General features: G+C 69.9%; 16 protein-coding genes and 1 pseudogene. 9 read left to right on the plus strand and 8 right to left on the minus strand.

Annotation, left to right across the window (positions count from 1 at the left end; translation table 11 throughout):
* A pseudogene (locus D7W82_RS22565) lies at positions 1-307 on the minus strand (FUSC family protein); the annotation flags it as partial.
* A gap of 364 nt (positions 308-671) precedes the next feature.
* On the opposite strand from D7W82_RS22565, the gene D7W82_RS22570 reads away from it, so the two are divergent.
* Entirely contained in the window at positions 672-2,483 is a 1,812-nt protein-coding gene (locus D7W82_RS22570; RefSeq protein WP_120620324.1) for a M4 family metallopeptidase, read from the plus strand.
* Positions 2,484-2,544: 61 nt separating this feature from the next.
* Here D7W82_RS22570 and D7W82_RS22575 read toward each other — a convergent pair whose 3' ends face one another.
* Positions 2,545-4,899: an arylsulfatase gene (locus D7W82_RS22575; protein WP_120620338.1), complete on the minus strand. Its 2,355-nt coding sequence runs from the start codon at positions 4,897-4,899 to the stop codon at positions 2,545-2,547.
* A gap of 132 nt (positions 4,900-5,031) precedes the next feature.
* Positions 5,032-6,066 (minus strand): aldo/keto reductase, encoded by a 1,035-nt coding sequence (locus D7W82_RS22580; RefSeq protein WP_120620325.1) that lies wholly within the window; start codon positions 6,064-6,066, stop codon positions 5,032-5,034.
* Between the two features lie 165 nt (positions 6,067-6,231).
* Here D7W82_RS22580 and D7W82_RS22585 point away from each other — a divergent pair, with 165 nt between their 5' ends.
* The 4 genes from D7W82_RS22585 to D7W82_RS22600 all read left to right on the plus strand — a co-directional run bounded on the left by D7W82_RS22585 (position 6,232) and on the right by D7W82_RS22600 (position 12,073).
* Complete coding sequence (locus D7W82_RS22585) at positions 6,232-8,016, plus strand: ABC transporter ATP-binding protein (protein ID WP_120620326.1); 1,785 nt, start codon at positions 6,232-6,234, stop codon at positions 8,014-8,016.
* Entirely contained in the window at positions 8,013-9,827 is a 1,815-nt protein-coding gene (locus D7W82_RS22590; protein ID WP_199727809.1) for an ABC transporter ATP-binding protein, read from the plus strand. The genes D7W82_RS22585 and D7W82_RS22590 overlap by 4 nt, the downstream gene beginning before the upstream one ends.
* A gap of 530 nt (positions 9,828-10,357) precedes the next feature.
* Positions 10,358-11,137, plus strand: coding sequence for an SDR family oxidoreductase (locus D7W82_RS22595; protein WP_120620328.1), 780 nt, complete (start codon positions 10,358-10,360; stop codon positions 11,135-11,137).
* Positions 11,138-11,194: 57 nt separating this feature from the next.
* Positions 11,195-12,073 carry an aldo/keto reductase gene (locus D7W82_RS22600; RefSeq protein ID WP_120620339.1) on the plus strand — a complete coding sequence of 293 codons (879 nt, stop codon included), beginning with the start codon at positions 11,195-11,197 and terminating at the stop codon, positions 12,071-12,073.
* On the opposite strand, the gene D7W82_RS22605 is transcribed toward D7W82_RS22600, so the two are convergent.
* The 3 genes from D7W82_RS22605 to D7W82_RS22615 form a co-directional block, all read right to left on the minus strand.
* The gene (locus D7W82_RS22605) at positions 12,024-12,428 is read right to left on the minus strand and encodes a hypothetical protein (protein ID WP_120620329.1); all 405 of its coding nucleotides are present in this window, start codon (positions 12,426-12,428) and stop codon (positions 12,024-12,026) included. The two genes, D7W82_RS22600 and D7W82_RS22605, sit on opposite strands and share 50 nt — an antisense overlap.
* 15 nt (positions 12,429-12,443) lie before the next feature.
* On the minus strand, positions 12,444-13,835 hold the full coding sequence (locus D7W82_RS22610) for a TerB family tellurite resistance protein (RefSeq protein ID WP_233587876.1): 1,392 nt from the start codon (positions 13,833-13,835) through the stop codon (positions 12,444-12,446).
* A 197-nt stretch (positions 13,836-14,032) separates the two neighbouring features.
* Entirely contained in the window at positions 14,033-14,893 is an 861-nt protein-coding gene (locus D7W82_RS22615; protein WP_120620330.1) for a metal-dependent hydrolase, read from the minus strand.
* 211 nt (positions 14,894-15,104) lie between these two features.
* On the opposite strand from D7W82_RS22615, the gene D7W82_RS22620 reads away from it, so the two are divergent.
* The 4 genes from D7W82_RS22620 (at position 15,105) to D7W82_RS22635 (ending at position 19,286) form a co-directional block, all read left to right on the plus strand.
* Positions 15,105-16,958, plus strand: coding sequence for an HSP90 family protein (locus D7W82_RS22620; protein WP_120620341.1), 1,854 nt, complete (start codon positions 15,105-15,107; stop codon positions 16,956-16,958).
* On the plus strand, positions 16,955-18,067 hold the full coding sequence (locus D7W82_RS22625; protein ID WP_120620331.1) for a hypothetical protein: 1,113 nt from the start codon (positions 16,955-16,957) through the stop codon (positions 18,065-18,067). Before D7W82_RS22620 ends, D7W82_RS22625 begins: the two co-directional genes overlap by 4 nt.
* A gap of 33 nt (positions 18,068-18,100) precedes the next feature.
* Positions 18,101-18,358: a hypothetical protein gene (locus D7W82_RS22630; protein ID WP_147439467.1), complete on the plus strand. Its 258-nt coding sequence runs from the start codon at positions 18,101-18,103 to the stop codon at positions 18,356-18,358.
* Positions 18,359-19,043: 685 nt separating this feature from the next.
* A complete protein-coding gene (locus D7W82_RS22635; protein ID WP_120620333.1) occupies positions 19,044-19,286 on the plus strand; it encodes a hypothetical protein in 243 nt (80 codons plus the stop codon).
* Positions 19,287-19,293: 7 nt separating this feature from the next.
* On the opposite strand, the gene D7W82_RS22640 is transcribed toward D7W82_RS22635, so the two are convergent.
* A complete protein-coding gene (locus D7W82_RS22640) occupies positions 19,294-21,597 on the minus strand; it encodes a Tex family protein (protein WP_120620334.1) in 2,304 nt (767 codons plus the stop codon).
* Between the two features lie 53 nt (positions 21,598-21,650).
* Positions 21,651-21,905: a hypothetical protein gene (locus D7W82_RS22645; RefSeq protein ID WP_199727810.1), complete on the minus strand. Its 255-nt coding sequence runs from the start codon at positions 21,903-21,905 to the stop codon at positions 21,651-21,653.
* Positions 21,906-22,074 lie beyond the last annotated feature (169 nt).

Raw genomic sequence — 22,074 nt, forward strand, 5'->3', positions numbered from 1 at the left:
CCCCCGCGCCCAGCACCGTCATCGCCCCCATGGCCCGGGCGCGCGTGCGGTACGGCCCGCCCTTGTCCACCAGCGCGACGAAGAGCCCGGCCATGCCCGCCCACGCAGCCGCCGGCTGCGACAGGAGCGCGGAGATCAGCAGCGGAACGCCCAGCGCCAGCCCCGTGCGCAACCCCGCCGCCACCGCGGGACGGCCCGGCTGGAAGCGGAAGAGGCCCGCGACGTGGCGGGGCAGGTGTCCCCGGGCCGCGCGGCCCCGTGGCGCCACCCAGCCCTCCGCCACCGTCTCGCCTCCGTCCCCGCGCATCCCCGCTCCTTCCCCGGGTGAACGTCCCTGGAGGAAGAAGATGGGGTCCGCGAGCGCCGGATTCCGCCCCTGCCCGCCCGCATGCACGGCGAACGGGCCAGAACGCCTGGCGTCCAGACACGGGGTGTGGGTGGACGGGCGTGCACAGGCAGGCTGAAAATGAACGGAAATACACCCCCGAGCACCCGCCTACCTACCGGTCGGAATGTGTTCCCGAAGTGGATGTAGGACGAAAACTTCACCTGTGAATTCATGAGCTTGGACCCACTCATGACCGTGTAAGCAGCCACCCACACGCAACAATGGAACGGCTGACACGAGAATCAATTTGTCCGCTTCACCTGTCCCCCGAAAGCACTCCCCCATGGCCCTGCGCACCGACCTGTCGAAGCCCGTTGTCGCCACCCAGAACCGCACCGACACGAAGCCGGTGAACACCGTGAAGCCGCAGGGCCCGGTGGGGATGAGCTCGCAGTCCAGCTTCAGCGCGGGCGCGCCCTCCAAGGCGAAGGCCACGGTGGCGCTGAACGGCGTGGGTCAGAAGCTGACGCCGGGCCCGGTGGACATCTCCAGCCCCCAGGCGCAGCGGGCCGTGCAGCAGACGGTGGCGTACGTGAACCAGAAGAACCCGCAGCTGACGGGCATCACGGGCGGCACGTCGTTCGCGCCGCGCACGGTGGAGCGCGACCAGCTGGGCATGACGCACGTGCGCATGGACCGCATGCACGAGGGCGTGAAGGTCGCCGGTGAGCAGATCATCGGCCACCTGGACGCGAAGGGCGAGTTCGACAGCCTGACGGGCAACGTGTCCAACATCCCGGTGGGCCTGGGCAAGGCGCCCACGAAGCTGACCGCGAAGGACGCGCTGGCCGTGGCGCAGAAGGACTTCAACGGCGAGACGTCCAAGGCCCCCACCTCGGAGAAGGTCATCGTGAAGGGCAAGGACGGCCAGTACCACGCCGCCTACCACGTGACGCTCACCGACACGTCGCTGTCCAACGGGAAGGACCCGCGCTCGATGAACTACTTCATCGACGCGAACACCGGCGAGTCCCTCAAGCAGTTCAACACCATCCGCGCGTGCTGCTCCGGCGGCTCCGCGCACGCCGCCCACACGGGCGGGGCCTCCGCGGCCCAGACGCCGTCCAAGCCTGGCACGCCGGCGACGACGCCGACCACGCCGGGCACGGGCACGGGCCGCGTGGCGGACGACCAGACGATGTACAGCGGCAAGGTCGACCTCCAGACCACGAAGAACAAGGACGGCACGTACTCGCTGGAGGACAAGACGCGCGGCAAGGGCATCGTGACGTACGACGGCAAGAACCGCCCGGAGGCGTCCGGCGCCACGCCCATCACCGACAAGAACGACGTCTGGGGCGAGAAGACCGACCCGTCGCGCGCCCAGGCGGGCGTGGACGCGCACTACGGCGCGGCGATGACCTACGACTTCTACAAGGACATCCTCGGCCGCGACTCCATTGACGGCAAGGGTGAGAAGCTCATCTCCTACGTGCACACCGACGTGAACCTGGTGAACGCGTTCTGGGACGGCGAGAAGATGCAGTACGGCGACGGCGACGGCCGCGACGCCGGCCCGCTCACCACGCTGGACATCGCGGGCCACGAAATCAGCCACGGCCTCACCGAGCGCACCGCGGGCCTGGAGTACGAGGGCGAGTCCGGCGGCCTCAACGAGTCCTTCAGCGACATCATGGGCACGGGCGTCGAGTGGTACGTGAGCCAGCGCAACGAGGGCGTGAAGTTCGACTGGGCGGTGGGCGAGGACGCGTGGACGCCCAACAACGGCGACAGCACGGACGCCCTCCGCTACATGAACGACCCCACGTCGGATGGCTACTCCATCGACAACTACAAGAACTACCCGAAGATGACGGAGGTCCACGGCTCCAGCGGCATCGCGAACAACGCCTTCTTCCTGCTCACCGAGGGCGGCAAGAACAAGACGTCCGGCATCGAGGTGAAGGACGGCATCGGCATGGAGAAGAGCCTCAAGGTCTTCGGCCGCGCGCTCACCACGTACATGACGCCGCAGACGAACTTCTCCGAGGCCCGCGCCGCCACCATCAAGGCGGCCACGGACCTGTACGGCAAGGACTCCACCGAGGCGAAGAAGGTCGCCGAGGCCTGGACCGCCGTCGGCGTGACCAAGTAGTTCCCTGAAGTCTCCAGGCCCGGAGGGGAGCCCTTTTGCTCCCGTCCGGGCCTTTTTCGTTTCACTGCTTCGACAGGGCCGCCTTCTGCTCGGCCTTCGTGTCCCGGACGTGCTCGCCGGAGACGTCCACCGTCACCTCGTGGAGCGTGCCGGTGAACTCGAAGGGCGCGTCGTAGCGCTGGCTGACGGGCGAGTTCTCGTCCCGGCCGCAGGTGAGCCCCTCCCCCAGGCTGATGGCCAGCGGCATGGTCGCGTCGATGGTGCTCTGCGCCACCAGGTCCCCGTTGATGTAGAGCCGGCCGCGTCCGGGAGTGCCCCGCCCCACCTTCAGGTCCGGCTTGCCGGTGGGCTCGAACTCGAACCTCAGCTGCGAGCGTCCCTCCGGCACGTCCACCGCCGACTCGATGTGGAACTCCTGCTCGCCCAGGTAGTTGTAGGCGTAGTGCAGCTTGTGGTCCTGGATGAAGAACGTGTAGCCGCCGGTGAGGCCGCCGTGGCTGAGCAGCACGCCCTCCGTGTCCCGCGTCACCTCCGCGTCCGCGGTGATGGTGTGGGGCCGGTTGAGCACGTGCACCGCCGCGTTCTCCGGCGCGGGCGACGTATGCGAGCGGTACACGTAGCGCGTGCGGTCCTTGGTGAGCTGCGGGCGCTCCAGGGCGAACACGGCGCGGGTGGGCGACGCGAGCGGCAGCACCTGGTAGCGCCCCGCCTCGGCGTACCAGAGGGCGATCATCTCGATGAGTTTGCCCCGGTGCTCCTCCGCCACGTTCCGCGTCTCGGAGCAGTCTTGCGCCACGTGGTACAGCTCCCAGCCGCGCGTATCCAGCTCGCGCAGCCGGTCCTCGTCGAGCAGCGACTCACCGAAGCCCTCTCCAGCCTCCGTGAAGGACGGGCCGGGGAACGGGCACACCGCGCGCCAGCCGTCGTGGTAGATGGCGCGCGAGCTGAACATCTCGAAGTACTGCGTGCGGTGGCGGCCAGGCGCGTCCCCGTCGTTGAACGTGTGCCGGAAGCTGACGCCTTCGATGGGTGACTGGGTGACGCCGCGGATCTCCGCCAGCGGCTCCAGGCCCAGGCAGTCCAGCACCGTGGGCACCATGTCGATGGCGTGCGCGTACTGCGTGCGCACCTCGCCCTTCGCCTGGATGCCCTGGGGCCAGTGGACGAGGAACGGGTCGGTGGTGCCGCCCCGGTACGTCTCCCGCTTCCAGCGGCGGAACGGCGTGTCCCCCGCCCAGGCCCAGCCCCACGGGTAGTGGTTGAAGTGCTTCGGGCCGCCCAGCTCCTCCAGCGCCGCCAGGTTCTGCTCCAGGGACTCCGGCGCGTTGTTGAAGAACTTCAGCTCGTTCACGGAGCCGTGCGGCCCGCCCTCCGCGCTGGCCCCGTTGTCGGACAGCACCATGATGAGCGTGTTGTCCAATTCGCCGGTGTCCTCCAGGAACTTCAGCAGCCGGCCAATGTGGTGGTCCGTGTGCTCCAGGAAGCCCGCGAAGACCTCCATCATCCGCGCGTAGAGCCGCTTCTCCTCCGGCGGCAGCGAGTCCCACTCCTGCACGTCCGGGTCATGCCGGGACAGCTGCGTGCCCCGGGGAATCACGCCCAGCTCCAGCTGCTTCTGGAACACCTTCTGGCGGTAGGCGTCCCAGCCGTCGTCGAACTGGCCCGCGTAGGCGTCCGCCCACTCGCGCGGCACGTGGTGGGGCGCGTGCATGGCGCCCGTGGCGAAGTAGAGGAAGAAGGGCTTGTCGGGCGCGACCTGCTTGGTGTCCGCGATGCAGTCGATGGCGCGGTCCACCAGGTCCGGGGTGAGGTGGTAGCCCTCTTCCGGCGTGCCGGGCGGGCGGACGGTGTGGTTGTCGTGGACGAGGTCCGGGTAGTACTGGTGCGTGTCCCCGCCCAGGAAGCCGTAGAAGCGCTCGAAGCCGCGGCCCAGCGGCCAGCGTGAGTACGGCCCGGCGGCGCTCGTCTGCTCCGCGGGGGTCAGGTGCCACTTGCCAATGGCATACGTGTTGTAGCCGGCCTCCATCAGCATCTCGGAGAGCAAGCCGTTCTCGAAGGGGATGGTGCCGTTGTAGCCGGGGTAGCCCAGCGACGTTTCGGTGATGGTGCCCATCCCGTTGGAGTGGTGGTTGCGGCCGGTGAGGACACACGAGCGCGTGGGCGAGCACAGCGCGGTGGTGTGCATGTTGTTGTAGAGCAGCCCGCCTTGCGCCAGCCGGTCCAGGTTCGGCGTGCGGATGGGCGAGCCGTAGCAGCCCAGGTGCCCGAAGCCCGTGTCATCCAGGATGATGAACAGGACGTTGGGCGCGCCGGGCTTCGAGCGCAGGGGCGCCGGCCACGCGGGGGACGACTGCTCCCAGGTGCGGCCGATGACGCCGGGGAAGGGACTGCCAGGTTTGTATTCCTTGAGGGACATGAGCGAGCGCGCCTCCACGCGAACCGGAACGTTCTCTTGCGTGAGGTGCATCGCCCCCGGAGGCAGCGAATCTGCCCCCGGGACGGAGGCGGCCGGACCCAGGCCCTGACCGCCTCCTGCTTCACGCCCCGCTCACGTCACGGGGAACGGGTTGCGCTCGTGGAACTGCCGCTGGTGGAAGTACGGGTACGGCCAGGGCGTGGTGCTGGCGGCGTCCAGCGTGGCCACCTGCGCGGGCGTGAGGTTCCAGCCGATGGCGCCCAGGTTCTGGCGCAGCTGCTCCTCCGTGCGCGCGCCGATGATGACGTTGGACACGGTGGGCCGCTGGAGCAGCCAGTTGAGCGCCACCTGCGGCACCGTCTTGCCCGTCTCCTGGGCCACCGCGTCGAGCGCGTCCACGACCTTGAAGAGGTGCTCCTCCGGCACCTGCGGGCCGCCGGCCGCGGTGGCAGGGTTGTTGAGGCGGCTGGTCTCCGGCTTCGGCGCGCCCCGGCGCAGCTTGCCGGTGAGCCGGCCCCAGCCCAGCGGGCTCCACACCACCGCGCCCACCTTTTGATCCAACGCGAGCGGCATCAGCTCCCACTCGTAGTCCCGGCCCACGAGCGAGTAGTAGGCCTGGTGGGCCACGTAGCGCGCCAGGTTGTAGCGCTCCGACACGGCCAGCGACTTCATCAGGTGCCAGCCGGAGAAGTTGGAGCAGCCGAGGTAGCGGATCTTCCCCGCGCGCACGAAGCCGTCCAGCGTGTTGAGGACCTCCTCCACGGGCGTCACCGCGTCGAAGGCGTGGAGCTGGAACAGGTCGATGTAGTCCGTCTTCAGCCGGCGCAGCGAGGCCTCCACGGCGCGCGTGAGGTGGAAGCGCGAGGAGCCCACGTCGTTGGGCCCCGTGCCCGCGCGGAAGGTGGCCTTGGTGGAGATGATGGCCTTGTCGCGCCGCCCCTCCAGCGCCTTGCCCAGGATCTCCTCCGCGAGCCCCGCGGAGTAGCCGTCCGCGGAGTCGAACATGTTCACGCCCGCGTCCAGCGCGATGTCCACGAGCCGCGTGGCCTCCTTCACGTCGCTGGAGCCGAAGCCCTTGAAGAAGTCACCCGCGCCCCCGAACGTGCCCGTGCCCAGGCTGAGGACGGGGACCTTGAAACCAGAACCACCCAGCTGCCGGTATTCCATGACGTTCACCTCGTGACGAAGCGGGAGGAAAGGCGGCCCACGTAACGGGCCGTGGCGCGGCGCGCAACCGCCGTTTCGTGCCATGCGGGGTGCTTGAAGCGGCGCGCGGGGGCGCCCATCATGCGCGCGCCTTCCCGGGCGGGGAGGAAGGGGTCCAGGTCTCACGTGAGCACGTCCGCGCCACCCGCATCCGGCCGTCCGCCCCTCCTTCGGGCGTTGGGCTATCTGCGCCGCTACCGCCTGGAGGCGCTGGGGGCGCTGCTGTCGCTGCTGCTCGTCTCCGTGGCGAACCTGGGCGCGCCGCAGATGATCCGCATCGCCATCGACCACGGGCTCGCGCGCGGGGAGGTCCAGCCCGTGTGGCTGGCGGTGGGAGGCCTGGTCGCCATCGCGCTGGGGCGCGGCCTGTTCAACTTCCTACAGGGCTACCTGGCGGAGCGCGCGTCGCAGGGCGTGGCGTTCGACCTGCGCGACGCGCTCTTCGCGCGCATCCAGCGGCTGTCCTTCAGCTACTACGACCAGGCGCAGACGGGGCAGCTGCTCACGCGGCTGACGAGCGACGTGGAGGCGGTGCGCACCTTCGTGGGCAGCGGCGTGGTGCAGTTCGCGGCGGCGGCGGCGATGCTGGTGGGCTGCGCGGGGCTGCTGCTGTACCTGGATCCGGTGCTGGCGCTGGCGGCGCTGAGCACCGTGCCGCCCATCCTGTGGGTGCTGCGCCGGTTCATGCGGCGGATGCGGCCGCTGTTCGGCCAACTGCAGGCGCTGCTGGGCTCGCTCAACACCACGCTGCAGGAGGACCTGCGCGGGCTGCGCGTGGTGCGCGCCTTCTCCGGCGAGGCGCGGGAGATGGAGCGCTACGGGAAGACCAACGCGGAGCTGAAGGAGAAGAACCTGCGGGTGGTGGACGCGCTGGCGGCCAACTTCCCCTTCGTCACCTTCTTCGCCAACCTGGGCACGCTGATGGTGGTGGGCGTGGGCGGCTGGCGCATCTTCCATCAGGAGCTGACGCTGGGAGAGCTGGTGGCCTTCAACAGCTACCTGGCCTTCCTGCTGATGCCCCTGATGACGCTGGGCTTCTTCGCGGCCAGCATGTCGCGGGCGAGCGCGTCCGCGCAGCGCGTCTTCGAGCTGCTCGACACGGCGGTGGAGGTGGCGGACCGCCCGGGCGCGGTGCCGCTGCCACCGTTGCAGGGCCGCATCGAGCTGCGCGACGTGCGCTTCCGCTACGCGGGCAGCGACCGTGAAATCCTGCGCGGCGTGAGCGTGACGCTGGAGCCCGGGCAGCTGGTGGCGGTGCTGGGCACCACCGGCTCCGGCAAGAGCACGCTCATCAACCTGCTGCCCCGCTTCTACGACGTCACCGGGGGCGCGGTGCTGCTGGACGGGCACGACGTGCGGGACGTGACGCTCGCGAGCCTGCGCTCGCAGCTGGGCGTGGTGCTCCAGGACGCGCTGCTGTTCTCCGGCACGGTGCGGGAGAACATCGCCTACGGGCGCCCGGAGGCGACGCAGGCCCAGGTGGAGGCCGCGGCGGAGGCGGCCCAGGCGGCGGAGTTCATCCGCGAATTGCCCCAGGGCTACGACACGGTGGTGGGCGAGCGCGGCGTGGGGCTCTCCGGCGGACAGCGGCAGCGGCTGGCCATCGCGAGGGCGCTGCTCACGGACCCGCGCCTGCTCATCCTGGACGACAGCACGTCCGCGGTGGACGCGCGCACGGAGACCGCCATCCAGGGCGCGCTGGACGCGCTGATGCGGGACAAGCGCAGGACGGCCATCGTCATCGCCCAGCGCATCAGCACCGTGCGGGACGCGGACCTCATCCTCGTGCTGGACGAGGGGCGCATCGCCGCGAAGGGACGCCATGAAGAGCTGAAGGCCACCAGCGAGCTGTACAACGACATCCTCGGGTCGCAGCTCTTGCCGCCGCGCCAGCAGGAGGTGGTGGCATGAGGCGGCCCGGAAGCATCGAGGCGATGGCGGAGCTGGAGACCGGCCGCGCGAAGCAGCGCGGGAAGGTGCTGCGCCGGCTCTTGGGCGAGCTGCGTCCGCACGCGGGCACGCTCACCGTGGCGCTGGTCTTCATCCTGGTGGGCGCGGCGTGCCAGGCGCTGGGGCCGTACCTGCTGAGCCGGGCCATCGACCACGACATCGGCTCGGGAGACGGCTGGGGGCTGCTGCGGACGCTGGGGGTGCTGTTCGTCGTCTACGTCGTGGGCGTGCTGACGCAGCAGGCGCAGACGCGGCGGGTGGGCCACACGGGGCAGCACGTCCTGTCGGACCTGCGCCAGCGCCTCTTCGAGCGGCTCCAGCAGCTGCCGCTGTCGTGGTTCGACCGGCGGCCGCTGGGCGACCTGATGAGCCGGCTGCTCAGCGACGTGGACACGCTCAACCAGCTCTTCGCGCAGGGGCTGACGCAGCTGTTGGGGTCGCTGATGGGGCTGGTGGGCGTGCTCGTCGCGATGTTCGCGCTCAACTGGCGCCTGGCGCTGGCGTGCTTCTCCCTCATCCCGGCCATCGTGCTCACCACGTGGTTCTTCGCGTCGCGGGCGCGCAATGCCTACCGCAAGACGCGGCAGACGGTGGGCGACGTGACGGCGAACCTCCAGGAGGAGATTGGGGGCGTGCGGCAGGCGCAGGCGTTCAACCGCACGGAGAAGAACATCGAGCGCTTCCGCGACAGGAACGCGGCCAACCGCGACGCGAACGTGGCGGCGGTGGGCATCACGTCCGCGTTCTCGCCGGCCATCGACCTGCTCTCCACGCTGTCCACGGCGCTCGTGATTGGCTACGGCGGCGCGCTGGCGCTGAGCGGGCAGCTCACGGTGGGCGGCGTGGCGGCGTTCCTCATCTACGTGCAGCAGTTCTTCCGGCCGGTGCAGCTGGCCGCGTCCGTGGCCGCGCTGATGCAGTCCGCGCTGGCGGGGGCGGAGCGCATCTTCTCCATCCTCGATGAGACCCCGGAGCCGCAGGACGCCGCGGGCGCGGTGGAGCTGGGGCCGCTGAAGGGCCAGGTGGTGTTCGAGGGCGTGTCCTTCGGGTACGACGCGGCGAGGCCGGTGCTGCGCGACGTGTCCTTCCAGCTGGAGCCCGGCCAGACGCTGGCGCTGGTGGGGCGCACGGGCGCGGGCAAGACGACGGTGGCCAGCCTGGTGCCGCGCTTCTACGACGGGACGGGGGGCACGGTGCGCGTGGACGGGCACGACGTGCGCCAGGTGACGCGCGGCAGCCTGCGCCGGCAGATGGCCATGGTGCTCCAGGAGCCGTTCCTCTTCAGCGGCAAGGTGGCGGACAACATCGCCTACGGGAAGGCGGACGCCACCCGCGAGGACGTGGAGGCGGCGGCGAAGGCGGTGCACGCGCACGACTTCATCACCCGGCTGCCGCAGGGCTACGACACCGTGCTGGGCGAGGGCGGCGCGACGCTCAGCCAGGGGCAGCGGCAGCTGCTCGCGTTCGCGCGCGCGGTCATCGCCAATCCGCGGGTGCTCATCCTGGATGAGGCGACGGCGAACATCGACACGCGCACGGAAGCGCTCATCCAGCTGGCGCTGGGGCAATTGTTGTCTGGCCGCACGAGCATCGTCATCGCGCACCGGCTCAACACCATCCGCCACGCGGACCTCATCCTGGTGCTGGAGCACGGCACCGTGGTGGAGCGAGGCAACCACGCGGAGCTGCTCGAGAAGGGCGGGCTCTACGCGGAGCTGTATCACCAGCAGTTCCGCGACACGCCGGAGACGACGGTCAAGGCGCTGGGCTGAAGGAACGCCACCGGCCGCAGTTCCCCAAAACCTGTCTGGCTGTCGGACAGGTTCGCGCCGCCCCGGGCGGAGCAGAGGCCCCTGGCCTCGGCGCTCCAAAACCTGTCCGGCTGTCGGACAGGTTCGCGCTGCCCCGGGCGGAGCGCTGGCCCCTGGCCTCGGCGCTCCAAAACCTGTCCGGCTGTCGGACAGGTTCGCGCTGCCCCGGGCGGAGCGCTGGCCCCTGGCCTCGGCGCTCCAAAACCTGTCCGGCTGTCGGACAGGTTTCCTTGGTGCGTCGCGGCGGGGACTTCGCCCCTGCTTCGGGCGGAAACGTGCACCCACGGTGAGCGACCGCTGCGCGCTGGAGCGTCTCCGGCATTTTGATTCCCGTCAGGCCTGCATCCCGCTTGCACGGCTGACCGCCCTTCGTTACCCAGCGGCCGAGGGTGCGGCGTTGACGGCATGCGCTTCGCGGCGGCGGTCCCCATCTCCAGCATTCATTGCGTCGGAGTCGGACGCGCCCCCTTTACCCCCTTCAGGGAGCAGGCATGGCAGGCAGTCGAGGGACAGCATTGGTGACGGGCACGTCCGCGGGCATTGGCGCGGTGTACGCGCGGAGGCTGGCCGCGCTTGGCCATGACCTGGTCCTCGTCGCTCGGCGGGAGGAGCGGCTGAAGGCGCTGGCGGCGGAGCTGACGGCGGCGCATGGCATCCGCGCGGAGGTGCTGCGGGCGGACCTCACGGTGCACGCGGACCTCCAACGGGTGGCCGCGCGCGCGGCGGGCGAGGACATCACACTGGTCATCAACAACGCGGGCGTGGGCGGCTATGGCCCCTTCGCGCAGGTGGAGCCCGCGGCGCTGGAGGGCCTGGCGAACCTGCACATGATGGCGCCGATGCTGGCCACGCGCGCGGCGCTGCCCGGCATGCTGGCGCGGGGCAAGGGCGCGGTCATCAACGTCGCCTCCCTGCTCGCCTTCTCCGGCGCGATGCCGCCGGGTCCCCTGCCCCACCGGGCCACCTACGCGGGCGCGAAGGCGTTCCTCGTCCACTTCACCCGCACGCTCGCGGGAGAGCTGCGCGGCACGCCCGTGGTGGCGCAGGTCGTCTGCCCGGGCATGACCTTCACGGAGTTCAACGGCGGCTATCCCGGCACCATGTCGCCGGAGGACGTCGTCACCGCGTCGCTCGTCGCGCTGGAGCGCGGTGAGACGGTCTGCGTCCCCGGACTGGAGGCCGCGGACGCCCTCACGGCCCTGGAGAAGGCGGAGGCCGGATTGCTGCGCGGTGCGACCCACGCATTGGCCGGGCGGTACCGGACGGCCTGAAACGCATCTGCCGCACATGCATCCATTTTGGCGTTCATCTGCACGGAGGAAGCACTCATGAGCGGAACCTCGACGCGACCCGCGGAGAAGAGCGGCACCTTCAAGCTGGGCGGAGATCTGCCCGTCCACCGGCTGGGCTACGGCGCCATGCAGCTCACGGGCCCGGGCATCTGGGGCCCGCCCAAGGACCGGGCGGAGGCGGTGCGCGTGTTGCGCCGCGCGCTGGAGCTGGGCGTTGACTTCATCGACACGGCGGACTCCTACGGCCCCTACGTCAGCGAGGAGATCATCGCGGAGGCCCTGCACCCCTACGCCAAGGGCGTGGTGGTGGCGACGAAGGCGGGCCTGGTGCGCACGGGGCCCAACGAGTGGCACCCGGTGGGCGCGCCGAAGTACCTGCGCCAGGAGCTGGAGCTGTCGCTGCGCCGGCTGAAGCTGGAGCGCATCGACCTGTACCAGCTGCACCGCATCGACCCGAAGGTCCCGGTGGAGGAGTCACTGGGCGAGCTGAAGGCGCTACAGAAGGAAGGGAAGATCCGCCACATCGGCCTGTCGGAGGTGTCGGTGGAGGAGATCGAGCGAGCGCGCAAGGTGGTGGACGTCGTGTCGGTGCAGAACCGGTACAACCTGACCGACCGCGTGCACGAGAAGGTGCTGGACTACTGCGAGAAGGAGAACCTGGGCTTCATCCCGTGGTTCCCGCTGGCGACGGGCGGTCTGGCGAAGCCGGGGAGCACGCTCGACTCCGTGGCGAAGAAGCACAACGCGACGCCCGCGCAGATTGCCCTCTCCTGGCTGCTGGCGCGCTCGCCGGTGATGCTGCCCATCCCCGGCACGTCCTCCGTGAAGCACCTGGAGGAGAACGTCGCGGGCGCGGAGGTGAAGCTCAGCAAGGACGAGCTGGCCGCCGTGGACGCGCAGGCGGCGGGGCGCTGAGGCCCGGCGCTCTCTTCCGCTTCACGTAGCGCAGGAGGAGCGTCACCAGCTCCTCCTGGAGCAGCCTCTGGGACAGGGACTCGGGGCGCTCCACCACGGCCCGGTGGAGGACCGCGTGGGCCACCGTGTCGATGAGCCACACGGCCAGCTCCGGGTCCGGCACGTCCGTCTTGAACCGGCTCAGGGCCTCCAGCATGGGCGCGTCATCCGGGTCCCGCTTCCTTGCCGGACGCGCTGGCAGCTCCTCCGTCAGCGCGTGGTGCGGCTTCGGATTCACCGCGTGTGCCGCGAGGCCCAGCGCCACCAGCGTCCGGATGAGGTCCTCCAGCGTGTTGAACCTCCGCGTCGCCAGCACCTCTCGCGCGGGACCTCAGACGGCCTCGCGCTCCAGGGTGTCCTCGTCGTCGGAGTCCACCGCGGGTCCGTCCTGGAAGGCGCTGGGCAACAGGCTGAAGGGCAGCACCTTCGCCAGCGCCGCCAACAGCAGGATGCCGCCCGGCGCGGCGAAGATGGCCAGCGCGGGGATGGCCTTCGCCACGTCGATGAGCTGCGCGCGCATGCGCTGACGCTCGTCGGCGGTGAGCTTCTGGCGCCTCGCCGCCTTGGTGAGCAGTACCGCCAGGTCGCCTGTCTCGCGCGCCTCCTGCATGAGCCGGTGGTAGTTCTTCTCCAGCGTCTCCTGCATGCCGCCCATGAGCTCCTCGCCCATGGCGCCCGCCGCGTCCGACACGGTGAAGACATCCACCAATGAGCGGTGCCGCGCGTAGAACTCCGCCATCTCCAACTCCAGACGGCGCAGCTCCGCGTGGGGCACGTGCAGCGCGCCCGCCAGCTTGTCGATGAAGGCCCGCTCCCGCCGCGTCCGCCGCCCGTCCACCAGCGCCGCCAGCAGCGCCTGCTCCAGCAGCAGGTGCCGCATGTCCACGCTGCGCACGCGGCGCACCACCTCCCGCACGTCGCGCTTGCGCTCGAAGGACTGGCGCACCGCGGCCTTCACCTCGCCCTCCAGCGCGTGGGGCAGCCTCAGCCCCTCCACCTGCCGGAGGATGGCGCGGCGCGCGGGCGCGCTGGGTTCGCGGTCCACGCACGCGAGCGCCGTGAGCACGTCCACGAGCAGCGCCTTCTGCCGCGCCGCGAAGTCCCGACGCCGCTCCGCCACCGCGCGAGACAGCCGCCCGCTCGAGAACAAATCAATGGCCTGCCGGCAGAACAGCTGCGCGTCCGCGTACTGCGCGCCGTTGTGCAGCACCAGCCCATACACCGGGTCCCCGGCCAGCGACGGCGCCCGCTTGTCGAGCGCGTCCTCCACCCGGCCCACCATCCGCCGGGGCACCGGCAGCCCCGCCGCGAGCCGCGCGTCCAGCGCCATGGCCAGGTCCAGCTCGCCCGCCAGCACCGCGAAGAGCACCAGCAGCTGCTCCACCCGCGGGCCCTCCGGCGCGTCCATCACCCGCGCCAGGTCCAGCGCCATGCGCGCCAGCGTGCGCACCACGGCGTGGAACAGCTCGTCCTCCACCGCGCGCGCCGGGACGTCGAAGGGCTCACCCCCATCCACCGGCGAGGGCAGCGGCACGGGCGTGCCGTAGACGAGCCCCGAGGCGCGCAGCGTGCGGCGCAGGAAGGCGCGGCCCCGGGCCCGGCCGGAGGCGGCTTCCGGCAGCGGAAGGGCCGGAGCGGGCGCGGGGGAGCGCGCATGCGCTGCGACCACGTCCGTCAGGAGCGTGGCCAGCCAGGTCCCCCTTCCAAAAACCAGCACCGGCACCGGTACACCCCTCGAAAGCGCGCGGCCGGAGCTTCCCCCTCGGGCGCGCTGAGGCGGGGAATAACCCAGCCGCCTCCGGGATGCCACTCGACCCCAGGCGCACGCGGGAGTCGGGCAACGAATGCTGATTGCTGGTGGAAAGAACAGCGCGCCCGTCCACCCAGGGCGGACGGGCGCGCGAAGAGAACCCGGGAGGCCTACAGCGCGGTGGCCTTGCCCGGCTCCAGGGTGAGCACCTTGGTGGTGGCCCGGGTCTTCTTCAGCTCGGTGGTGAGCGCGTCCGGGGTGCCGGCCAGGGCGGGGAAGGTGCCGTAGTGCATGGGCACCACGGTCTTCACCTTCAGCAGCTTCGCGGCGACGGCGGCCTGCGGCGGGTCCATGACGAAGTGGCCGCCGATGGGCAGCAGGGCCACGGTGGGCTTGAACTGCTCCGCGATGAGGGCCATGGACTGGAAGGCCCCGGTGTCGCCTGCGTGGTACAGCGTGGGGCCGTTGGCGATTTCGATGACGAAGCCCAGGGGCGCGCCCGCGTACTGCGACGGGGCCTTGGGGTCCGCCTGGTAGCTGCTGGAGTGCACCGCCTCCACCAGGTGGATGGTGGCGTCCTTCACCGTGAACGTCCCGCCCGCGTTGGCGCCCACGCCCTGCGCCTCCGGCAGGCCCAGGAGGTTCACCAGCTCGAAGGAGCCGTACACCTTGGCGCTCGTCTTCTGGGCCAGGGCCTTCGTCTCACCCACATGGTCGAAGTGGCCGTGGGACACGAGGATGGCGTCCACCGCCTCCGGCCAGGTGGCGCCCTGCGGAGCCTTGGGGTTGGTGAACCACGGGTCGATGGCGATGGTCGCGCCGCCCGGCGTCTTCAGCACGAAGGCGGCGTGACCCCACCACGTCACCTCCGTCTTGCCCGCCGTGGACGCCGCCTTGCCCGCCGCCGCCTTGGCCGCCGCCTTCACGTCGGCCTTGCCCGCCGCCGGCGTCGTCGGCGTGCCCTGCGCGAAGGCCGCGCCCGCGACGCCCAGCACCGCGCCCACCACCACTGCCTTCAGCTTGTTGCCCATCGTTGTCCGCTCCAGGAGGAAGGAAAGAGACGACATGTCGCCGTGCCGCCCCAAGGGCGCCGCACGGCAGGGGCGCGACATACCACCCCGCCAGGGAGGCGGAAGGGGGCTGGCGTGTCCGGTTGCCTTGGGAAGGACACATGCCTTCATCCACCCACGGCGGGGGATTGTGGCCCCGGGGAGGATGCAGCGCGCTACGCTCGACGGCCGCGTGGACCATCGATTCCAAGTCAGCCTCCGTGGGGTCATCGACCTCCTGTCCCACCACCTGTACAGCTCGCCCGGGGTCTACGTGCGGGAGCTGCTCCAGAACGCCACGGACGCCATCCGCGCCCGCCAGCAGCTGGAGCCCCAGGCCACCGGAGCCGTGGGGCTGGAGCTGCGGGAGAAGCAGGACGGCGGGCCGCCCACCCTGCTCTTCACCGATGAAGGCGTGGGGCTGACGGAGGAGGAGATCCACCGCTTCCTGGCCACCATCGGAGAGTCCTCCAAGCGCGAGCAGTTGGAAGCCCGCCGCAACGACTTCATCGGGCAGTTCGGCATCGGCCTCTTGTCGTGCTTCATGGTGTGCGACGAGCTGCTGGTGGTGACGCGCTCGGCGAAGGGCGACGGGCGGACGCTGGAGTGGCGGGGCCGGCACGACGGCACGTACGACGTGCGCGTCTCCGAGCACCCGCTGGACGCCCCCGGTACGCACGTCTACCTGGTGGCCCGCGCGGACATGGTGGAGTGGTTCACGCCGGAGCGGGTGCGCCAGCTGGCGAAGCATTATGGAGGGCTGCTGCCCTTCCCCGTGCGGCTCACGGTGGACGGCCGGACGGAGGCGCTCAACCCGGACGGCCCTCCCTGGCGCCGCTTCTACGAGACGCCAGGAGACCGGCGGCAGGCGCTGCTCGCGTACGGGCGCGAGGTGTTCGGCACGGACTTCCTGGATGTGATTCCGCTGCGCTCGGAGGCGGGGGACGTGGACGGCGTGGCGTATGTGCTGCCGGCGTCGCCGCACTTCAACGCGAAGCAGAAGCACCGCGTGTACCTGAAGCAGATGCTGCTGTCGGAGAGCGCGGAGAACCTGCTGCCGGAGTGGGCGTTCTTCGTGAAGTGCGTGGTGAACGCGAACGGCCTGAGGCCCACCGCGAGCCGCGAGTCCTTCTACGAGGACTCGGTGCTGGCGAAGGCGCGCGAGGCGCTGGGCCAGTCCCTGCGCAAGTACCTGATGGACCTGGCGCACGACGAGCCCCGGGCGTTGCAGCGGCTGATTGCGCTGCACGGGCTGTCGGTGAAGGGGCTGGCGCTGGACGATGATGACTTCTACCGGCTGGTCATCCACTGGCTGCCTTTTGAAACATCGCTCGGGGTGATGACATTGGCGGACTACCGGAAGTCATGGCCGGTGGTGCGCTACACGCCGACGCTGGATGGGTTCCGGCAGGTGGCGCGAGTGGCGGCGGCGCAGGGGCTGTGCGTGTTGAACGCGGCGTACACGCACGACACGGCGCTGCTGGAGAAGCTGCCGCACGTGGTGCCGGAGGCGCAGGTGGCGCCGTTCTCGTCGGCGGACCTGCCGCAGAGCTTCGAAGAGCTGACGCTGGACGAACGCGAGGCCATCTACCCGCTGCTGCGTCTGGCCGAGCGGGTGCTGGCGCCGTTCCGCTGCGGCGTGGAGGTGAAGAAGTTCTTCCCGGCGGAGGTGCCCACGCTCTACAGCTCGGACGCGGAGGGCGCGTTCAAGCGGGACGCGGAGCGGGCTCGGGAGGAGTCGGACGACCTGTACGCGGGCGTGCTGGACGGGGTGATGGCGGGCACGGGCGGACAGGAGCGCGCGTTGCTCTGCCTCAACCTGCACAACCCGGTGGTGCGCAGGCTGGCGGCGGTGGAGGGGCGGGAGTTGCTGAAGCTGTCGGTGGAGATGCTCTACGTACAGGCGTTGCTGTTGGGTCAGCACCCGCTGAACGCGCAGGAGATGGCGCTCTTGAACCACGGGCTGCTGGGGCTCATCTCGGCGCGGCTGGATGACAGTGGCGGAGGGGGCGGTTCGTCGGGCCCGGGCTCGCGGGGGATGCACTGATGGCGGACTGGCGCCAGCAGGTGGAGGCCCTGCGCGGGCAGGCGGAAGCGCTTCCGGAAGGCGACGCGAAGGTGCGCGCGCTGGAGGAGGCGGTGCGGCTGACGGACGCGCACGGCGACGTGCCGCTGGGGTACGAGCTGCGGGACGCGCTCATCGACGCGGCGACGTTCGGAGGGTATCCGGACAAGGCGCTGGTGGCGTTCGCGTGGTGCCGGGGGCAGCAGAAGAAGGACCCGCAGCGGTTCGACCCGGAGGACATGCTCTGGAAGCAGAAGTGGGTGGTAGGCCGGCTGGACGAGTTCCCGCACATCAGCCGCAAGCAGATTTCAGACGCGCTGGATGACGTGGATCAGAGCTTCGCGAAGCTGGACGCGGGCAAGCGGGCGGCGCTGAAGCTGCGCTACCAGATGGCTCGGGACATGGGCGACACGGAGGACGCGGAGCGCCTGTGGGAGGCGTGGCTCGTCGCGCCCAGGGACCACCTGACGGACTGCCGCGTCTGCGAATTGGACGATGAGCTGGATCACCACGTGGACAAGGGCGAGTGGGAGCAGGCCATCCAGAAGGCGAAGCCCATCCTGGATGGAAGGCAGTCCTGCGCGGAGATTCCGCACCTGACGCTGGGCACGCTGCTGTATCCGTTCTTCAAGCTGGAGCGGATGAAGGAAGCGCGGGACTGCCACATGCGCGGCTACGCGATGGTGGCGAAGAACCGCGAGTTCCTCTCCACGGTGGGAGAGCACCTGGAGTTCCTGGCGCTGACGGGCAACCTGTCGCGCGGACTGACGCTGCTGGAGAAGCACCTGGGCTGGGCGCTGGAGCACTCCAGCTACCGGGACCGGTTCAGCTTCTACACGGCGGCGTCGTTCCTGGTGGGACAGGTGGTGGCGGACGGCCGCGACGAAGTGAGCCTGCGCTTGCCGCGAGCGTTCCCGCTGCACGCGGTGGACGGGGGCTACGGGACGCGGGCGCTGAAGGACTGGCTGGAGTCACAGGCGCGCGACATCGCGGCACGGTTCGATGCGCGGAACGGGACGAAGCGGTTCACGGGATTACTGGCGCGCAATGAGGTGCTGGCGAAGGAAGCGCGGTTGTTCCCGTTGGATTGAGCTGGACCGATGACAGTCCCTCCCAGATACAAAGTGCTCATCGCCCTGGCGGCAGGCATCGCGCTGGGGAGGTTTCTCCTGCCAATCCTCGAGGGCCGCGTCTACTACGGCATCCAAGTCCGCCAGGACAAGTCCAGGGGATGCGCCCTGTTCGTCTCCGACAACAAGGAGATCTTGGGACGCAACGTTCAACAAGGAGAAGGGGCGGACTTCGTGGACTGCGGAAAGGCCAAGGAAGTAGCGCCTGGAGCCTGGATCGTGTGTGACTGCTCTGCATCTCCGGTCAACTGATCAAGGCAGTGCATGTCCTGAAGGGAAGACCATGGACCACAATGATGCCCAAGCCATGCTCGTCGCGATGAACTCCCTGGGCGCGATTGCCCAGACGCGGTCCGCCGATGAGCTTCTGACTCATTGAAACAGCTCCGCCGAGCTGTTCCAGGCTGCGAGACGTGCCCTCGCGGTTTGTGAATCAATGTTCGCCAAGGCATCCCAGATGCGTGGCGCCACCGACCTCGCGGGTGCAAGAGAGGCATTGCTCGAACTCAGGAAGGCGATCGACGAGGGGGCTCCAGGGCACCTGAACTCCAGTGCCCGGAGATTCGTCACCTGTCTTGGAGCATCGATTCCGAGCGCTTCAACTTCGAGAACGGATTGTTGAACGGCTCCGGCTTCTTCTGCGGCGGTGCCTACGCCGCGGGCCTCTGTGCGGGCGAAGCTCCATGCCCTCTGCCGGGCTGGCGAGGCACGGGGCTGGGTGGCCCCACGGCGCCAGGCCCATCCAGGAGCCACCGAGGAAGCAAGCCAGGGGACTCGACTTCGAAGGCTCGGACATCCTTGACGAACTGCTGGACAGACGCGTCGCGCAGTGGCCCTTGGTATTGCAGGGTGTCTTCACACCGTGCAATCAACCACTCGATCCGGTTCTCTTGGAATGAACACCCCTCGGACATCCTCCACGAACCGCGCCCCCAGCTTGCTGCTCGCAGGAGGCGCGCTGTTCCTCTCCCTCGTGATGTATGGCGTTTTCACGGTCCGCCACATCTTCAACAACGAGGATGTGCTGATCCGGATCGCGGCCTGGCATCTCCCGGTCGCCGGGCTTGCCGCCGCGCTGAGCCTCCATGCCAGCGTGAAACACCGTTCCAACGCCGGCCTGGGACTGCTCGTCTGCTCCGTCCTCGCCGTTCTGTTCTTCCTCTTCTTCAGCACCTCCTGAAGAAGAGTCAGCGCTTCAACTTCGAGAACGGATTGTTGAACGGCTCGGGCTTCTTCTGCGGCGGAGCCTGCGTCGCGGGCTTCTGCGCGGGCCGCTGCTGATGCACCGGTGCACTCGCGGGCTTCGCCTGCGCAGGCCGTCCCGACGGCTGCGGCGCCCCACCCTCCAGCACCGCACGCACGGACAAAGCCAGACGCTTGCGCGCCAGGTCCACGGTCAGGACCTTCACCGTCAGCCGGTCGCCCACCTTGGCCACCTCCGACGGATCCTTGATGAAGCGCGCCGCCAGCTGCGACACGTGCACCAGGCCGTCCTGATGCACGCCCACGTCCACGAACGCTCCAAACGCCGTCACGTTCGTCACCACGCCCTGCAACACCATCCCCTCCTTCACGTCCTCCAGCGTGCGCAGGTCGTCCCGCGTCGCGTGCGCCGTGAAGTCTCCTCGCGGGTCGCGGCTCGGCTTCTCCAGCTCCGCCAGGATGTCCTTCAGCGTCAGCTCGCCCAGCTCCGGCCCCAGGTAGCTCTTGGCTTCAATCTGGCGCACCAGCGCCGCGTTCCCAACCAGCGACGCCACGTCCACGCCCAGGTCCTTCGCCATGCGCTCCACGACCGTGTAGCGCTCCGGGTGCACCGCGCTCGAATCCAGCGGCTCCGGCCCGCGCACCCGCAGGAAGCCCGCCGCCTGCTCGAACGTCTTCGGCCCCAGGCCGCTCACCTTGAGCAGCTCCCGCCGCGTGGTGAAGCGCCCCTTCGCCGCCCGGTGCGCCACCAGCTTCTTCGCCAGCGACGGACCCACGCCGGACACGTGCTCCAGCAGCTGCGGTGACGCCGTGTTCACGTCCACGCCCACCGCGTTCACGCACGAGTCCACCACCTCGCCCAGCTTCTTCTTCAAGAGTCCCTGGTCCACGTCGTGCTGGTACTGCCCCACCCCGATGCTCTTCGGGTCGATCTTCACCAGCTCCGCCAGCGGATCCTGCAAGCGCCGTCCAATCGACACCGCCCCGCGCAGCGACACGTCCAGCTCCGGGAACTCCTCCCGCGCCACCTCCGACGCGGAGTAGATGGACGCGCCCTGCTCGCTCACCGACACCACGGGGACCTGCACGCCCATCGCCTTCAGCGTGTCCCGAGTGAAGACCTCCGCCTCGCGGCTGCCCGTGCCGTTGCCCACGGCGATGAGCTCCGGCTTGTGCTTGCGCACCACCGCCTCCAGCAGCTTCGCCGCGCGCGCCCGCTCGTCCGCGCTCCGCTCCGAATAGAGCGTCGTCGTCTCCGCCACCGTCCCCGTCGCGTCCAGCATCACCAGCTTGATGCCCGTGCGCAGCCCCGGGTCCAACGCCAGCACCGCCCGAGCCCCGGCCGGCGCCGCCAACAACAGGTGCCGGAGGTTCTCTCCGAACACGCCGATGGCGCCCTTGTCCGCGCGCTCCTTCAGCTCCGCGCGCAGCTCCGACTCCAGCGACGGCCCCATCAGCCGGTCCCACCCGTCCTCCACCGCCGCGCGCAGCTCGCCCGCGAACAGCGACTGCGGTCGCGTCACCACGCGCCCCGTGAAGAGGCCCTTCACCTCATCGTCCGGCAGGCCCAGCTTCACCTTCAGCACGCCCTCCTCCTCGCCGCGCAACAGCGCCAGCACGCGGTGGGACGGGGCCTGGGACAGCGGCTCCTCGTGGCCGTAGTAGTTCTCGAACTTGGTCGTCTCGCCCTTCTTCGCGGGCACCACGTCCGAGCGCAGCGAGCCCCGCTTCGTACACAGGTCGCGGGCCTCGCGGCGCAGCCGGGCGTCCTCCGCCACCCGCTCCGCGCAGATATCCCGAGCGCCCGCCAGCGCCTGCGCCACGTCCGCCACGCCCTTGTCCGCGCTCACGTAGGGCTTCACCCGCGCGTCCAGGCTCTCCCCGCGCTGGCCCTCCTGCTTCCACACCAGGTCCGCCAGCGGCTCCAGCCCCTTCTCCCGGGCGATGGCCGCGCGCGTGCGGCGCTTGGGCTTGTACGGCAGGTACAGGTCCTCCAGCTCCGCGCGCGTGCGCGCCGCCTGGAGCGCCTTCTTCAGCTCCGGCGTCAGCTTCCCCTGCTCCTCGATGCTGCGCAGGATGGTGTCGCGCCGCCCGTCCAGCTCCGCGCGCTCCGTGGCCTTGTCCAGGATGGACTGGATCTGGACCTCATCCAGCCCCCCCGTGGCCTCCTTGCGGTAGCGCGCGATGAAGGGGACCGTGCCTCCCTCTTCGTGCAGTGCGAGGGTCCGGTCCACCTGCTCCGGCTTGATGCCCAGCTCCTGGGCCAACGCGGCGGCATAGACGTGCATGGCGCCCGTCTATACTCCGGTCCGCCCGCGCCTCCCAGAGACGCGCCGCTGCCCTACTGCCGCACCAGACGGATGACGTCCAACGCCACGTTGTAGCCCGTGCTCGCCGCGTTCTTCCCAACAGTCGTGAACGTGAACGCCTCGTAGGAGAAGTCATGCAGGAACCGCGACGGGTTGCCCGGCTGCGAGTACCCGGGCGTCCACGTCGACGGATACAGCACGCTGCGCCAGGGCGCCGCTTCCGCCACTCCCACCGCCATGATCAGCCCTGCGCCCAGCAATCCCTGCCATCCCTTGCGCGCGCCCACGAGGTGCTCCTTCCCGGTGTCGGGTCCGGACTCCCCTCATGGGAGTCGCGCTCAAAGAAAGAAGAGTAAACAAGGAAAAATCAAAATACCCGTCCCCGCCAGGATTGAGAGGGGGGGTGGCTCTCCATGAGCGCCCGGGCCAGAATCCGTTTCCCCCGCCAACGCCTCA

The organism is Corallococcus sp. CA049B (assembly GCF_003611685.1).
Lineage (GTDB): Bacteria > Myxococcota > Myxococcia > Myxococcales > Myxococcaceae > Corallococcus > Corallococcus coralloides.